The sequence below is a fragment of the Flavobacterium sp. TMP13 genome, from assembly GCF_050847115.1.
Classification (GTDB): Bacteria; Bacteroidota; Bacteroidia; order Flavobacteriales; family Flavobacteriaceae; genus Flavobacterium.
Genome location: NZ_CP193656.1, coordinates 503598 through 518609 on the forward strand (window position 1 = coordinate 503598; position 15012 = coordinate 518609).

16 protein-coding genes and 1 tRNA gene are annotated in these 15012 nt (G+C 30.9%); 6 read left to right on the forward strand and 11 right to left on the reverse strand.

Annotated features, from left to right (window positions below; translation table 11 throughout):
* Window positions 1-173: 173 nt before the first annotated feature.
* Window positions 174-314 (forward strand): hypothetical protein, encoded by a 141-nt coding sequence (locus ACRASX_RS02165; RefSeq protein ID WP_197413404.1) that lies wholly within the window; start codon window positions 174-176, stop codon window positions 312-314.
* Window positions 315-468: 154 nt separating this feature from the next.
* Here the strand turns inward: ACRASX_RS02165 and ACRASX_RS02170 are convergent, their stop codons facing one another.
* From ACRASX_RS02170 to ACRASX_RS02205, 8 genes are all read right to left on the reverse strand, one after another.
* Window positions 469-1719, reverse strand: a complete 1251-nt coding sequence (locus tag ACRASX_RS02170; RefSeq protein WP_432222275.1) for a type II toxin-antitoxin system HipA family toxin — start codon at window positions 1717-1719, stop codon at window positions 469-471.
* 39 nt (window positions 1720-1758) lie between these two features.
* Window positions 1759-2046, reverse strand: coding sequence for a helix-turn-helix domain-containing protein (locus tag ACRASX_RS02175; RefSeq protein ID WP_066310526.1), 288 nt, complete (start codon window positions 2044-2046; stop codon window positions 1759-1761).
* Window positions 2047-2113: 67 nt separating this feature from the next.
* A complete protein-coding gene (locus ACRASX_RS02180) occupies window positions 2114-3361 on the reverse strand; it encodes a relaxase/mobilization nuclease domain-containing protein (RefSeq protein WP_432222276.1) in 1248 nt (415 codons plus the stop codon).
* Window positions 3346-3741: a plasmid mobilization protein gene (locus tag ACRASX_RS02185; RefSeq protein ID WP_432222277.1), complete on the reverse strand. Its 396-nt coding sequence runs from the start codon at window positions 3739-3741 to the stop codon at window positions 3346-3348. The genes ACRASX_RS02180 and ACRASX_RS02185 overlap by 16 nt, the downstream gene beginning before the upstream one ends.
* Window positions 3742-4002: 261 nt before the next feature.
* Window positions 4003-5502, reverse strand: coding sequence for a fibronectin type III domain-containing protein (locus tag ACRASX_RS02190; protein WP_432222278.1), 1500 nt, complete (start codon window positions 5500-5502; stop codon window positions 4003-4005).
* 626 nt (window positions 5503-6128) lie between these two features.
* The gene (locus ACRASX_RS02195) at window positions 6129-6407 is read right to left on the reverse strand and encodes an integrase core domain-containing protein (RefSeq protein WP_432222279.1); all 279 of its coding nucleotides are present in this window, start codon (window positions 6405-6407) and stop codon (window positions 6129-6131) included.
* A gap of 1547 nt (window positions 6408-7954) precedes the next feature.
* Complete coding sequence (locus ACRASX_RS02200; RefSeq protein WP_432222280.1) at window positions 7955-8209, reverse strand: hypothetical protein; 255 nt, start codon at window positions 8207-8209, stop codon at window positions 7955-7957.
* Window positions 8210-8306: 97 nt separating this feature from the next.
* Window positions 8307-8714: a helix-turn-helix domain-containing protein gene (locus ACRASX_RS02205; RefSeq protein ID WP_066310543.1), complete on the reverse strand. Its 408-nt coding sequence runs from the start codon at window positions 8712-8714 to the stop codon at window positions 8307-8309.
* A gap of 171 nt (window positions 8715-8885) precedes the next feature.
* Here ACRASX_RS02205 and ACRASX_RS02210 point away from each other — a divergent pair, with 171 nt between their 5' ends.
* From ACRASX_RS02210 to ACRASX_RS02230, 5 genes are all read left to right on the forward strand, one after another.
* Window positions 8886-9752, forward strand: a complete 867-nt coding sequence (locus ACRASX_RS02210) for a hypothetical protein (protein WP_157492698.1) — start codon at window positions 8886-8888, stop codon at window positions 9750-9752.
* Window positions 9739-10059, forward strand: coding sequence for a hypothetical protein (locus ACRASX_RS02215; RefSeq protein ID WP_066310548.1), 321 nt, complete (start codon window positions 9739-9741; stop codon window positions 10057-10059). The genes ACRASX_RS02210 and ACRASX_RS02215 overlap by 14 nt, the downstream gene beginning before the upstream one ends.
* A 25-nt stretch (window positions 10060-10084) precedes the next feature.
* A complete protein-coding gene (locus ACRASX_RS02220; RefSeq protein ID WP_066310555.1) occupies window positions 10085-10420 on the forward strand; it encodes a hypothetical protein in 336 nt (111 codons plus the stop codon).
* Between the two features lie 139 nt (window positions 10421-10559).
* Window positions 10560-10826 (forward strand): hypothetical protein, encoded by a 267-nt coding sequence (locus tag ACRASX_RS02225; protein WP_066310557.1) that lies wholly within the window; start codon window positions 10560-10562, stop codon window positions 10824-10826.
* A complete protein-coding gene (locus tag ACRASX_RS02230) occupies window positions 10732-12294 on the forward strand; it encodes a recombinase family protein (RefSeq protein ID WP_432223060.1) in 1563 nt (520 codons plus the stop codon). The genes ACRASX_RS02225 and ACRASX_RS02230 overlap by 95 nt, the downstream gene beginning before the upstream one ends.
* On the opposite strand, the gene ACRASX_RS02235 is transcribed toward ACRASX_RS02230, so the two are convergent.
* The 3 genes from ACRASX_RS02235 to ftsZ form a co-directional block, all read right to left on the reverse strand.
* Window positions 12248-12321, reverse strand: a tRNA-Arg gene (locus ACRASX_RS02235). The two genes, ACRASX_RS02230 and ACRASX_RS02235, sit on opposite strands and share 47 nt — an antisense overlap.
* A 73-nt stretch (window positions 12322-12394) precedes the next feature.
* Entirely contained in the window at window positions 12395-12844 is a 450-nt protein-coding gene (locus ACRASX_RS02240; protein ID WP_066310559.1) for a GatB/YqeY domain-containing protein, read from the reverse strand.
* Window positions 12845-13000: 156 nt separating this feature from the next.
* Window positions 13001-14968 carry a cell division protein FtsZ gene (gene ftsZ / locus ACRASX_RS02245; protein WP_432222281.1) on the reverse strand — a complete coding sequence of 656 codons (1968 nt, stop codon included), beginning with the start codon at window positions 14966-14968 and terminating at the stop codon, window positions 13001-13003.
* Window positions 14969-15012: the final 44 nt, after the last annotated feature.

The following is a 15012-nucleotide window of genomic DNA, read 5'->3' on the forward strand; positions in this document are numbered from 1 at the left end:
TATCATTGCAATACAATTTTGAAGCAATTCACAATAAGGATTATTCCGTTGTGAAAACATTCAAAGCGGCCTCAAAAGGGTCGCTTTTTTTATGGAAATATGGTTTTCCGTAATAATGTAAATTTTTTATTAATGATGTTTGTTATTATTAATTTTAAAAAAAAACATTTATTATGGAGACAATTAAAGCGATCAAACCAGGTCCAAAACCAAAAACAGAAGGTGGAAATGATGATAGAAGAAGGAGGGTAAACCCCGAAACGAAGCCAAAACATCCTGATTTGAAACCTCATGTTCATAAACCAAAAGACTAAATTATTTTAAGTTTTAGTATATATAATTGCTTTATTTACGTTAATAAAGCAATTATATATTTATACAGTAATTTTTAGCGGATTGGTATTTAGTTGAAGTTCGTAAAAAATAAAGTAATACAATAGTCTAACATTATTTTAGTAATGAATTCTATTATTTCATAAAAGCCTTTTCAATTAATTCGATCTCGCCTCTAGATATTCCTATTTCCTTAGCGATAACTTTCCAATGCCTTACTGAACTTTCAACTTGATTTATAACATCTTCCATTTGATTATTATCTAATCGGAAATATTCACCAACACTTTTTGCTAATTCAAAATCTAGAAAATTATTATCCATGTCCATATTTAAAGCTAAGCCGTCTTTGTCTATTGATGGGTTGAGGTCGTAAGCAGGAGATAATATCCATCCTTCTTTGGTTAAAATAAAACCATGATTTCTCAAATGATCGTCGGTATTCGAAATTGCAATATTAAAAACAATTCTACGCCATAACTGGTGTAGATTTGCTTCTACATCTGAACCATTATTACTTATAAATTCGGCAATATCTAAATAACTTGCTTGATTATCTCGAATTGTATCTTCATTATTTCCTGTCATAGTCATAGCCGATGCAAAGTGAATCCGTTCGCCCTTTTCTCTATCAAATCGTTTGGTAAAAAAGGTATTGTGTTGCCCCATTATTTTTTCTATTCGACAAGGAGCCATATCAATTCCTGAATTGATTGCTAATTGATACGCTAAAAACTCCCAAGATGCTTTGTCAAATGTATCGGTTTTAGATGGAAATTTTGCAATCCAAAGACTATTGTCATTATCCGAAATATTAGCTTTTGGTCTTGCTCCTCCTAACGAAGAACCAGGAGCCATTAGCACAGTCAGCCATTTATTAACTTCTTCATTATCTTTATCATTTTCAAAAATAGAAGCTGCTTTTTGAAGTTCTCTAATTGAAGACCAAGGTGGAGTTGAAGTTGTTTTATTGTTGTCTAAAAAATCGCCAGTTAAATCTGTTTTAAATCGTAATACTCCCATACGACTCTCGTCAAAAACACCCAAAAGAAAATCAATATCGTATAATGTTCTTGGCTTTTCATTATTATTCCTTGCTAGTTGTGCTTCTCGGCGTTTCATCAATGTACGTCCCCATTTGTCGGGCATACTATCTAAAAATATTCCGAAATTTTCTTTTTGATTAGGAAATTGCTTGCCTCCATACAATTGAATATCGGGATCTAATAGAAATTTTTGCTCCGTTTTTAGCCATGTTTTATCATATTCGAAACTAAATGCTTTTTTCCCTTTAGCTTGTTGCGCTGATAAAATCCCTTCTATTTTGGGTTCGTTCATTGTTTGCCAATGGGCGTAAACGTATATATCAGTTTTATTTAAAGACATATTCTATTTTTTCTTAATTAGTTTTTTTCCTCAAAACTATTATTTCAATAATTCAATGTCTTGAAGTTTTCTTCCAAGTTCATCATCTGAAGCTAATTTTAAAAAATCATTTTGAAGTCCTAAAACTCTCAAAACGTTAAAATAAGCACCAATAGAAACACTTGAATTCCCTTTTTCTATTTGATATAACGTAGTCCTCACAATACCCGCTCTTTCAGCAACCTGTATTGTAGTTAACTTTCTTCTTTTTCTTGCTAACTTGATATTCTCTCCCAATTGTTGTAATATTAAGAGATGCTTTGGAAACAGCAGTTGTTTTTTGCTCATCGGTAAAAAGTTCATTATTATGTACATATATATATATATTGTATATATTAACAACCATTTATTATTATTAACTAAGTCTAAATCCTTTTCTTTTACTTTTTTTCTTCTTCTTATTTCTTTGTTGTTCTGACAAACCTTCCAAATTTTGTTCTGGTTTAAAAAGGATTTCTAAGCCTTTTTCCAAGTTTGATGTTCCATTTAAAATTTGATAACTTGTATCAAGTTTTAAATCTGTTAATTGTAATTTTTCATTCTTATTCTCGGATAAACATCGTTCTACAATAGCCTTCGCACTATATTGTTTTCCTAAAGCACTTCCATTAAAAACACATTTAGTTCTGTGGTCTATGTACGTAATTCCGTAAAGCTGTCCTTCCGAACTTTTTCTTAATGCTGCGTGAATACCTTTTGATTGTAATTGACTGACAAAACTATCCAACGAATATTGTTTATTGCTCTGTAATATCTTATCGATTTCATTTTTAGTGTAAGCTTGATGTTTTGTTCTTTTTACTTTATTTAATTTGAAATTTCCTTCTAGATTTTTCAATGTTGGTTTAGTGTAAAAATCACTTGCTTTTATTGGTACTCCGAGAGTTTTTCCATTTTTATCTAATATTTTGTATAATATTCCATTGTTTTTAAATACTCTAGAATCTTCTTTTCCTCTATCGGCTAAAACATTGTATTGCTTCAAAACGGCATTGAGTTCTGGAAGACTTGTATATTTATATTCGTTTACTACAAAATTTAAAATAGTACTGATTGCTTTTTTAGATTCTACTTTTCCGTAATTTATTCTAGGTGTCGAAATTGGCGTCAACAAAAGCGGTTCTTTTACTTTTCTGTCTTGAGCTTTTACAAGTCCAAATAATTCTTCAATTTCTTTTCGTGCTGGTTCTGATTTACGAATGCCTAAAAGATGCAGATCAATTCGCTTTCCATCTCGTTGAATATTATTGGTTACAATATGAACATGCGGATGCCCAGCATCTTGATGCTCATAAACTAAATATGGTTGTTTGCCAAAGCCAATTTTTTGCATATAAACATTTGAAATTTCGATTAGTTTTTCTTTTGAATGATTTTCCGAGGTATCAAAATTTAAAGAAATATGAACCGTATTACGCTTCGCATTTTCGTTAAGTTGAGCTAATTTTAAAAAGCGAGTAAGTTTTAAAGTAAAATTCAATTTTTCTAAATCAATTGGATAGTTTTCCGCACTTATACATTCAGCGACACCTGCTTTGACTTTGTTTTCATTGTAATTTAAAATATGCTGGATAGAATGGCTTGTTTTTATAATTGCAACCATTGTTCCGATATTTTTTGAGTATGTGTTTTAATCTCATCAATTTTATTAAAAAGAATTGTTTTCTCTAATTCAAAGCGAAGTATTGATTCTCTAAATTGAGCTATTTGTCTGACCGTATTTAGCTTCTTTGCAATTTGATTGATGTTGTTTCCAATGGCGCTTAGTTCAGTCCGAAGTTCTACTGTTTCTTCCATAAGATCATCTAAAGACTGATTCCTATATGTGGTTACAATTGGCTTATCGAACAAATGTTTTCGAATATGATCACTTAATTTTCGGCAAGTGCTTCCTCTGAATTTGCTTTCAATTGTTGCATATTCTTCGGGTGTAAAGCGTAGTCCAACAATTCTTGTTCTGTTTGATTTTTTTCTTTCCATCATCTTTCATTTTCATTGTTTTCAAACTCTTTTTCTTTTAGTGTCTCCACCACCGAGTTCCGAGGTAAAAGGTGGCAAGATAGTCGGTTGTTTAACAACCGTTCATCTTGCTGATTGCAGGAACGTGGCAATCTGGGAGATTTTAAATAAGCTCAAACGAAATTAATTGTAATATCTGGCTTAAACAATCCTGAGCAATTTTTGATAGGGATCAAAGAATTACATGAGATGAAAAATGCACCTGAGTATATATTACGTAAACTTCTAATTCAAAAAATTCCCAAAAGGATCGGTTTTGTAAATTGCTAATTTTGGTTTTTCCTCTCCATGATAATAATTTTTTCCATTATTTCCTACTACGACATACCCGCCATCATCCGCAGCTAATATTGACTGACCGTATAAATAGGTATACTCGATATAATAATTTTGTCTCCAGTCTTTTTTTCCATTATTATCAAATTTACATACTGACAAGGCATTAGAAAGCTGAGTACCAATATAACCAGCTGTCACATATCCACCATCTAAGGTTTCGGCAACTGAGTATATATTATCGCTTTCTTCAGTAGTAATATTCCAAATTTCATTTCCATTTGAATCTATTTCAAAAATTCGTCCTTTACTCATATCATATGCACCCAAACTAAATCCTGCAAATACATAATTGCCATTACGATTAATAATTATCTTACTTGAAAAATCAAAACGTCCATCTCCAAAAGATTTATCCCATATGATTTTTCCTTCATTATCTGTTTTTAATACCCAAAAATCGGTTTGGCCACGTTTAGTGCCATCTTTCATTTCATCATATGTAAATCCAGAAGTTTCTTTTGTTCCAAAAATTATTAATTCATTAGAGGAATTAATTTGTATATCATTAAAAAAATTTCTTGCGGTAGATCTGTATGTTTTTTCCCATACAGTATTTCCTAAATAATCTAATTTGGTTAGTACTGCTTCTTGTTCTATTTCTTCTTTAGGATCTGTTCTACTTCCAACAAGATAAATATTTTTATATTTATCTTGAGCGACTGACTTTATTTCATTAGGTTGTCGAGACAATTCATAACTATCTATTTTTTTGTACCAAACTAGATTTCCGTCATTATCTAGATTCAAGACATATTTGTCAGCAGCCAATAAGAAACCGTTTGCAGATTCAATTATTTTGCAATTAGTCGCATCACCTATTCTATAGTTATAGAATTTCTTCCAAATTTGATTTCCTTGATAATCTATTTTTAATACAAAGAATTGACTAGCATCACCATTTGTTCTTGCCGATTTCCCAGCAATTATATAACTTTTATCCTTAGTTTTTATTATATTGAAGGGCGTTCCTGACGCATATCCGTTAATTCTTCCCGGGCCATAATCATATGATTTTAAATATTTTAAATAATATTTTTCGGTTTTAAAAGACAAAGATTTAGATGTTTTATTTCCAAATGAATCTTGCGCAATTATTTGCACTGTGTAATTTGTTGATTCTGTAAGATTAGTTAGCTTGTACGTTAGTTCTGAAAGCCCTCCAATAATTGGAGATTGATTTAACAATATACTGTAGGTAATTGGATCGTTTTCTGGATCAATAACCTGATCCCAAGTTATAGTTGCACTGTTATCTGAAACCTCTTTAATTTTTACGTCAAAATCTTTAGGGGCTAAGTTTTGTACGTCTTCTTCAATATTAGCGTCATCTTTTGAACAACTCATTGTAATAAATAAAAGAACAATTACTAAATAAAGTTTTTTCATGGAAAATTTAGTTTTGAAAAATTTGTTGTCGGCTAATATAAATAATTAATCTTTTATAGTGTTACGGGTTTCCACATTTCACATATGTTTTAAAATATGAAATAACCATCTTTGCAAAAGGCTTAGGAACTGGTGAGGCATAAATGGCCAGAGACTACGTAAAATAGAAATGATTAATCCTTATTTCACAGTTTGTAATAGTTCAGTTGGGCATGAAAAAGTTTAATATTATAGAATTTAATAAGATAAAAGAAGTATTAAATAATTTACAAATTTGTAAATTATTTGTTTATATTTTTACATTATGGAAATAACCCATGTGTAGAGTTCGCATAAGAAAGATGTTGTTATAGAGTTAGTCTTAGACCATGATTATCTTTTTATAACATAGACTGATTACCATTTTAATTAGGAATTAGAAAAAGATAATGCCCTGCTTTTTACAAGAAAGTTTTATAAAAGACAGTTCCATATAAGGAATTCTCAATAAATATGAGGGTTTAAACGAACAACCTAAAATAAAAAAAAGCCTATCTCTAGGAGATTATCCAGATTAAAGGCTTTTTGATTTAATGGCGATAGGCTTTACATTTATTTTGTTGGTTTAACATCATTCTTTCCATTTTTTACTGTGCAAAATGAGTCTTATAGTTGTTAAAAGTTATCTGTTTTCCGCCATAAGTTTCTTCTGGAGTATTGCCTTGTAACGAAAGTTGAGGTCTGATGCTGTTGTAAATATGAACATCTTCTGATAAAGCACCTTTAAGCTGTTTTCTATTTTCCAGATTTCTAGACAGTAAAAATTGATGCTTGATTATTTTATTGAATGCTTCTATTTTTGAATTCGAAAATGGAATATCTTTTTGAATAATCAAATGTTTTACGTCATTCTCTGTAGTAAGCAAAAAATCTTTAACGGTTGAATTTACATTTTCTATACCGCCGTCAGTAACAAATTTTATAGTATCATTGCTCTTGTGTTCTAAATAAGCTTTTTGTAATAAATGTTTAATTGCAACAGCGCTAGAGCTATTTTCAACATATTAACCCAAAATGTTTTTAGAAAAATGATCCATTAAAAAATGAATAAAATGTTTCTTGCCTTCCAAGGTTTTCAGAATAGTGACGTCAGCGCACCAAATTTCGTTTGGTTTGTAGCTTATAAGAGCATTATGTTTTATTTTTGGATGAATATTTCTTGATTTTTGATAACCTAATAATCCTGAATATTTATAAAAAGTAGTTAAGCTTGTAGCAATATCTTTATTTCTTACTCCAAGGAAATAAACAGAAGATTTAGACCAATATCTGTATTTTTGATCTTATAAATATTTTTTCATTTGGGAGATTTCTTTCTTTAACAATTGATACGGGTATTGCTTTACGCAACGTAAAAAATAAGAAGCATAACATTTGTTAATTACCAATGTTTTACAATTTTGATAAGTTCCTCGAGATATATTAAAAACCTTTAAGGCATCTTCTATTGGAATTGTTTCTTTAACCAATTCGATAACGTTTACGATTTTCTCTTTATGTTTGCTTATATGATTTATTATTGATTTGAAGTTCCAATGCGCTTTATTAGTTCTAATTCTTCTTTTATGAATGCATTAATTTCACACCCTAAATATTATTTTCAAATTCATTTTGCCAACGATGTTTGTTTGTTTTTGAGATTATTGATTTTAATTCGTCAGGGAGATTATCATATAGTCCATTTCTAATATAATGTTTAACATTAGTATCCCAGGAATTATGATTGATTGAAGAGATCATAAAATATTATATGTCTAATTTATAAAATAAGTAGTAAAAATATAACTCGTTTATTTACTTTATATTAAAGATTTCTTCAAATTTTATTTTGAAAAATCCCAGCCTTTAAATATTTCATTTTCACTGCTTCACGAGCGCTGAGTATAGCTCAGCAAGAAGCTGTTGTTAAACAACAGCTTCTTGCTGATTAAAGGAACGTGGCAAGCTGTAAAATTTAAATAAGCTCAAACGAAATTAATTACAAATATCTGACTTAAACAATCCTGAGTAATTTTTGAGAAGGATCTCAGAATTACATGAGATAAAAAATGCCCCTGAGTATAGACTACAGCCATAAATATTTTTCTAAAAGAAAAGAAAAAAAGAAAGCATTTTAAAAATGGATATCGGCAATGGAAGTGCTATAAATCCCGAAGGGTGGCAGGTCGAGGAACGAGACTTGTCATTATGCGCACTTCTTTTGCAGATGTCCAATATCTTGGCTTGCTTTTTATCTTTTTTGGAATACTATTTAAATTTCTTTGAAAGGGTACACTTCTAAAAAACCGATGAAAAAACAATAAAATAAGAAGTGTACTTTTTCAAGAGAATGAGATTTTGCAATCCACAAAATTCTGACTTTTTGGAGGAAGGTTTTTGGGGATTTCTATCTAATAATTTTATCAATCATCAGTTATGAATTACTAATTATTGAAATAGTTTCATTTAGATTATTTGTGGAAATATAATCCAGTACATAATTTTCAATTTGTTTTTTATGCTCAGGTAAAACAGAAAAAAAATTCAGATAAAATTCTTCATTTTCATCTGAAATATGAACGATTTCAGTAAGGCCTTTCGTAATTAAAGTGCCTTTAAATTTTCGCACCTTTAGCTCCTTTTGATTGTCAATATCTTTTTTAACTCGAAGCTGTATTGTTTTATCCATTGAAGTGTTTTTTTAATTTGATAAATTTCTAGGAGATAAAAAAAGGACACCAATAAAGGTCTCCTTTGAATTAATATATCTTTTATAAAGCTTGTTTCTATTTTTCTTTTAAAAGCTTTTCTAAGTATTCATTTTTTTCTTTTTCAGATTGAACTAAACGCTCATAAAGTTTCTTGTTTTCTTCGTAAGCTTCAACAAGTTTATCCAGAGGATTAAAAGTACAACCGTAATTAACTGCGGAAGAATTGTCTACATGATAAGTATTACCTATTATATTCAAAATTGCTTCTTCTGAAAAACTTTTTATTCCTTCTGTAGTAACACCTAAAACCTCTGCAATAGCTTTTAATTTGTCATCATCAACAATTTCGCTTCCTTCAATATTTGAAACAGATTGTTGACTCACTCCAATTGCAGTTGCCAATGCTTCTTGCTTCATACCTCTAAGTTCTCTGATACGGCTGATATTTCTGCCAATATGTTTCGGTTTCGTTGCTGTGTTCATAACTCAAAGATATTTAAAATTCTTTTAGAAAATAATATTTGGTAAAAAACAAGTTGATTTTGGTAAGATACAAAATCATTTAGTTCGGTACAGTACAATTCATTAGTTACTTGCAATGTGTTTTAACAAAAATACAATTTTTCAAGGATGTATCATTTAAAAACAAAAATTATGAATGCAATTGACAAAGCAGGAATGGAAATCGTAACGAAGATTATTTTAGAAAGCATGAAAGCTAATGGTATTTATTGCTTTGGTGAAAAGAAGAAAAGAAATATTGATCAAAATATTTTTAATCTAACAGAAGCTGAGTTATTCAAACACACTCACTTTTATTTATTGATAATAGCACCTGATTCAAGGACAAATTTGGCTGGTGATTTAGCCGATCTAGTTAGAACAAAGACTAAAGGGAAATATTCGACAACTTTGTTGATTCATAATGCTGTATCCATTCGACCTTTAACTTCCCATAGGTTGTATTTCTTTTACGAAGTTTTTAAAAAAGGTTATACACTATATGAAAATGAAATAGTTCCACCCAACATTGCTATTGATGAAATTCCAAGTAGAAAACTAAAGCTTATTCGTTCCCATTGGCGCAACAGAAATAAAATTGCTGAGACCTTTTTGGATGCGGAAAATCAAATTGATGGTTTTGATACTGAACTTATCCAAGAATGTATGCTTCATATTGTTGTAGAGCAAACTTGTTTAGCTCTAATAGACGTCTTTTTAGGATATAGACCTAATCATTTTTCATTGGTTTATCTCTTTGACATTTGTGAAATTTTCTGCTCGCTGACCACTGATACTTTTCCACGAAAAACAGAAGAGGATAAAAAGCTTTTTGAATTGCTAAAGGTAAATCTCAGTTCTCTTAGGTGGGTAGAGCTTAAAACATCAAGTTTTTTAAATACTGAAATTTTAGAAAGACGATGTCATATTTTTCAAGAAAAAGCAACCATACTAATTGAAACCGAATTAGAGCGTTTAGAAAATGTTGAATTAAAAAATCAGAGCCATGCCAACAAGTGAAATTAAAACCCTCGAAGAATTTAAACAATTCGCATCCTATCATTTTAAAGTTTTAGATGCAGAGACAAATGGTAGTGATGGATGCGTTCATAAAATAAAAGTCGCAGGCTATTCAGATATGATGGGGCTTGGTTTGAATCTAATTAAAATGTGTCTTGAAATTATTCAGATGGAAAATCTTGACAATACCGATGTTGATATAGGATCGGTTTTAGAATTAGCATTGCAAATGTTTCCTCGTGCAGAATTAGAGGTTTTGGATGAGATACATTTAATGCTAATTAGCGAAGCTCCAAAAAAAATTTAAATGTAAGACTGAAAAATCACTAATTATGGAAACTATTAATAAAGAACAAACGGAGGTTTTAAAAAATCTTGCTTTAGAGAGTTTTAAAAAAATCAAACAAGATAAAAGCAGAAAAGAACTTTACAATGTTAGTATTAATGTTGAAGGGTATTTAGACCTTCTATTCACTATTGCCAATCTGATTAAAGTTTCAATTGTGACGCTTGAGTCTGATTCTCCTTATTCTAACCATATACCAGATCCAGCGTTCAATGTACAAAATTTGTTAGAAATTGCATTGCAGCTTTTACCATATGAAGAAGCAAAATTCTTAGATGAAACTAGAAGAATTCTTGTTTTAGAGGAAGATAATACCATTTAATTATTCCTTATTACTTAAGATCCTCAGCAAATTATGATAGGGATCGATTAAGAAATCCGATTTATCTTTATAGCGATAAATGATTGTTGAACGAAAAAGACCAGTAATGGTCTTTTTTTAATGGAGAAAGCTATAAAAAATGGAAAATGAAACCCAAAATGAAAGAGGAAGAATCACAGCAGAACAAGCTTTAAAAATGTTGCAAAAAGAAAATGTAGACCTAACCCTTGACCAAGCAAAGAACATCTTGGACTTTATGAGGAAACTTGCCTCGATAACAGTATCAAATTATTTAAAACAAAACAGAGACGATGAAAAAGATAGCAGACCTATACGTGAGAGTAAGTACAGACGAACAAGCAGACAGAGGGTATTCTCAAAGGAATCAAGAGGAAGTATTACGTAAATATTGTGATATAAATTCAATCACAATACGTGATATAATTTATGAAGATCACTCAGCAAAAACTTTTAATCGTCCCAGATGGAAAGCTTTATTGGCAAACTTAAAAAAACATAAGAATAAAATAGATTTGGTTTTGTTTACCAAATGGGATCGATTTAGTAGAAATGCGGGTGATGCTTATCAAATGATTAACATGCTTCGCAAATTAGCAGTAGAGCCTCAATCTATAGAGCAACCATTAGATTTAGAAATTCCAGAAAATAAAATGATGTTAGCTTTTTATTTAGCTGCTCCTGAAGTGGAAAACGATAGAAGAGCGCTTAATACTTTTCATGGAATGAGAAGAGCAAGAAAAGAAGGACGTTACATGGGTTTAGCTCCTTCTGGATATGTTAATAAAATTCATGAAAATGGAATTAAATACATTGATTTTGATAAGCCACAAGCCGCAATTATTAAATGGGCATTTGAAGAAATATCAAAAGACAAATTCAATACAGAACAAATTTATCGACAAGCTAAATTAAAAGGTCTTAGGACTTCTAAAAACAACTTTTGGAGAATTATTCGCAACCCTCTTTACTGTGGTAAGATCGTTATTCCTCAATATAAAGATGAAGAGCAGCGTTTTGTTACAGGATCTCATGAGGCTTTAATTTCACAAGGGCTATTTTATTTAGTTCAAGATGTACTTGATGGACGTAGAAAAAAAATAAGACCAAAGATTGTTACAACTGAACCTTTTCCTTTAAGAGGGTTCTTTGTATGTCCAAAATGTGAAAATATGTTGACAGCAAGCATTTCAAAAGGAAGAAGTAAAAAGTATCCCTACTACCATTGTAGAAGAGGTTGTACCTATAGAATAAATTCTACCGAGGCGAATTCTATTTTTATTAAAAATTTGAAGAGATATACTCCAAAAGCAGAATTTGAAAAATTATACGTAGCAGTAATAACGGAATGTTATAATGAAAACACAAAAGAATCACTTGATCAAAAAAACAAAATAATAGAAGAACTTAAAGAGTGTGAAAAAAGAATTTCTTACACACGAGATCTATTAGTCTCTCAACAATTATCGGTAAAGGAATACAATGAAATTAAAGAGAATTATGACGCTAAAATTAGAAGGTTAGATATACAATTGGCAGCTATCAATGATGATAAAAATAATATATCCGATTTATTAAAATCAGGAGTTTCAAATTTGATGAAGCTTGATAAATGCTACGTTGAGGGAGATTTACTGGAAATCAGAAGGTTAATTGGTTCAATTTACCCCGAAAATTTCACAATTTTAGAAAATGAATTTCGAACCGCTAGAGTAAACGAAGTTGTTAATATTATATACTTAATAAACAATGAGTTAGATCCAAATAAAAATGGGACAAAGAAGAAAAATTCTTCTTTGTCCCATAAAGTGACCGCGACAGGGTTCGAACCTGCAACCCTCAGAGTCGAAATCTGATATTCTATCCAGTTGAACTACGCAGTCAAAAATTGTATCTAAATTTTAAATTCAAAATGCAAATCGTCTGAATTTGAAATTTGATCTAATCTGTGAACAATTAAACTAATAATTTTTTTACAATCGTAGAAATAGTTTTTCCTTCAGCAGTTCCGCCTAATTGAGCAGCTGCTAATCCCATCACTTTTCCCATTGAAGCAATTCCAGAAGCTCCTGTTTCAGCGATAATTTTAGCGATTACAGCTTCTACTTCTTCCTCACTTAATTGTGCAGGTAAGAACTTCTCTATCACTGCGATTTGAGCTAATTCTGGCTCTGCTAAGTCTGGGCGATTTTGTTCAGTAAAAATTCTAGCACTTTCTTTACGAGTTTTAACTAAACGTTGAAGCATTTTAATTTCGTCTTCTTCGGTTAATTCTTCTTTAGATCCTGATGCAGTTGACACTAATAACATTTCAGATTTAATAGCTCTCAATGCTTCTAATGCTACGGTATCTTTGGCTCTCATGGCTGTTTTAATTTCATCCATGATATTTGCTTGTAAACTCATCTGTTTTCTATTTTTGTAAAATGTACTATTTATTGATATGATAAACTCCTAGATCGAATTTAAGAAAATCTTCCTTTTAAATTCTATGCGAAGATAAAAAAAATAACCCGAAAATTAAATTCAATTTTCGGGTTAGCTTATTTGTTTTTATATAAACTAATCTACGTTATCGTGTAAAAACGAATTGTTTGAGCGCAATTGTAAATCATTATTGCTATCTGTACCTACAGAAATTCTAGAATTGGTGGTATTGCTCTGAGGACTAGTCAAATCAATTCCTAAACGTTTGTATGCTGGTTCTTTTTCTAGTTCGTCAATGCGAGATACATTATTATGAAATTTATAATTAAAATCTTTTAATTTCTTTCTTCTCTCATCAGCTCTTAAACGCAACGTCTCTTCAATTGTTAATTCTAAAGGTGAATTGGTGTTCAAACTTGTGTTTTCTTCTTCAACCCTTTGCTCAGAATAGTGCTTCATTGTAATATTCAACTCAGCGGGAATTTCTGGCTCAACAACTTTATTTACCGGTTTATATGAAAGTAATTCGTTTTCTACTTCCATATATTCTTCCAAAGAATGCTTAATTACTCCATTGTCTGAATGCTCTGTAACAGGCACAAATTGTACTGGTTGATTTACTTTGATGTTTTTTGTCTCGCGTGATAATTCAAACAATGCACTGTGATCCTCTTCAACAACTGGCTCTTTTTTTACTTCTGGCTCTGTTCTAAAAAGAGGCATATCAAAAGAGAAAGTAGTCTGTTCTTCACGTTCAATTACTTTTGGCTGCACTGCTTTTACAGGCGCAACTTCTGGAGTAGTGAACGTAAAGTCAATCTCACTCATCGGAGAAACGATTTCAAAAGTAACATCTAGGTTTTTAATAAACTCAGACATCGCTAGTAATTCGCTTTCATTTTTTACTGAAGCTAGTGTAATTGGAGCAACAATTTCTGCAACAGTTGTATCTTCTTCTAAATCAAATATTATTTTTTGTTCTGATTTTGTAGATAAACTTTCCGTATTCAAGTCAAAAGCAGCAACTGATGTATTGCTTAAATTATGTACACTTCTCTGTTCATCTTCTAAAGTATGAATGATCTTTTTAGGTGCTGTATTTACAATCTCATTTTGTTGCTCAACATCAAAACCAGTTGCAATAATTGTGACTGCAATAGCATCTCCTAGTTTTTCATCTTCACCGACACCCATGATAATATTGGCATTATGACCCGCTTCGTTTTGAATGTGATCATTAATTTCTCCAATTTCATCTAAAGTTATTTCGCTTGTTCCAGAAACGATAAGCAACAATACGTTTTTGGCTCCAGCAATTTTATTATCATTTAATAATGGAGAATCCAATGCAGAAACAATAGCTTCTTTAGCACGGTTTTCACCGGACGCTTCTGAAGATCCCATTATTGCAGTTCCACTATTAGACAATACGGTCTTTGCATCACGTAAGTCAATATTTTGTGTATAATGATTGGTAATTACTTCTGCAATTCCTCGTGATGCAGTGGCCAAAACCTCATCTGCTTTTGAGAAACCTGCTTTGAAACCCAAATTACCGTAAACTTCTCTTAATTTATTATTATTAATTACGATTAACGAATCTACTTGCTTTCTTAATCGCTCAATTCCTAATAACGCTTGCTCTTGACGCACTTTTCCTTCAAACAGAAATGGAATAGTTACGATACCAACAGTTAAAATTTCTCTTTCTTTTGCCAACTGAGCAATAACTGGAGCAGCACCTGTTCCTGTTCCTCCACCCATACCAGCCGTTATAAAAAGCATCTTAGTATTGCTGTCTAACATTTTTTCAATATCAGATATACTCTCTATCGCTGATTGCTGCCCCACATCTGGGTTTGCACCTGCGCCTAATCCTTCAGTAAGATTAACTCCTAACTGAATTTTATTTGGAACTGGGCTACTTTGTAACGCCTGTGAATCTGTATTACAAACAATAAAGTCAACTCCATTAATCCCTTGTCTAAACATGTGATTAATTGCATTACTACCACCACCACCTACACCTATCACTTTTATTACATTTGATTGATTTTTAGGTAAATCAAATGAAATACTTCCAAATTCTGAGTTGCTCATCATAATATTGGTTTTTTTATTTATTATTAAATTCTTGTCTTATTTTT

Excerpts from the sequence above, each read along its gene's own strand:
- ACRASX_RS02165 (WP_197413404.1), top strand. The coding sequence starts at position 174 with ATGGAGACAATTAAAGCGATCAAACCAGGTCCAAAACCAAAAACAGAA.
- ACRASX_RS02170 (WP_432222275.1), bottom strand. The coding sequence starts at position 1,719 with ATGTCTTTAAATAAAACTGATATATACGTTTACGCCCATTGGCAAACA.
- ACRASX_RS02175 (WP_066310526.1), bottom strand. The coding sequence starts at position 2,046 with ATGAGCAAAAAACAACTGCTGTTTCCAAAGCATCTCTTAATATTACAA.
- ACRASX_RS02180 (WP_432222276.1), bottom strand. The coding sequence starts at position 3,361 with ATGGTTGCAATTATAAAAACAAGCCATTCTATCCAGCATATTTTAAAT.
- ACRASX_RS02185 (WP_432222277.1), bottom strand. The coding sequence starts at position 3,741 with ATGATGGAAAGAAAAAAATCAAACAGAACAAGAATTGTTGGACTACGC.
- ACRASX_RS02190 (WP_432222278.1), bottom strand. The coding sequence starts at position 5,502 with ATGAAAAAACTTTATTTAGTAATTGTTCTTTTATTTATTACAATGAGT.
- ACRASX_RS02200 (WP_432222280.1), bottom strand. The coding sequence starts at position 8,209 with ATGGATAAAACAATACAGCTTCGAGTTAAAAAAGATATTGACAATCAA.
- ACRASX_RS02205 (WP_066310543.1), bottom strand. The coding sequence starts at position 8,714 with ATGAACACAGCAACGAAACCGAAACATATTGGCAGAAATATCAGCCGT.
- ACRASX_RS02210 (WP_157492698.1), top strand. The coding sequence starts at position 8,886 with ATGAATGCAATTGACAAAGCAGGAATGGAAATCGTAACGAAGATTATT.
- ACRASX_RS02215 (WP_066310548.1), top strand. The coding sequence starts at position 9,739 with ATGCCAACAAGTGAAATTAAAACCCTCGAAGAATTTAAACAATTCGCA.
- ACRASX_RS02220 (WP_066310555.1), top strand. The coding sequence starts at position 10,085 with ATGGAAACTATTAATAAAGAACAAACGGAGGTTTTAAAAAATCTTGCT.
- ACRASX_RS02225 (WP_066310557.1), top strand. The coding sequence starts at position 10,560 with ATGGAAAATGAAACCCAAAATGAAAGAGGAAGAATCACAGCAGAACAA.
- ACRASX_RS02230 (WP_432223060.1), top strand. The coding sequence starts at position 10,732 with ATGAAAAAGATAGCAGACCTATACGTGAGAGTAAGTACAGACGAACAA.
- ACRASX_RS02240 (WP_066310559.1), bottom strand. The coding sequence starts at position 12,844 with ATGAGTTTACAAGCAAATATCATGGATGAAATTAAAACAGCCATGAGA.
- ftsZ (WP_432222281.1), bottom strand. The coding sequence starts at position 14,968 with ATGATGAGCAACTCAGAATTTGGAAGTATTTCATTTGATTTACCTAAA.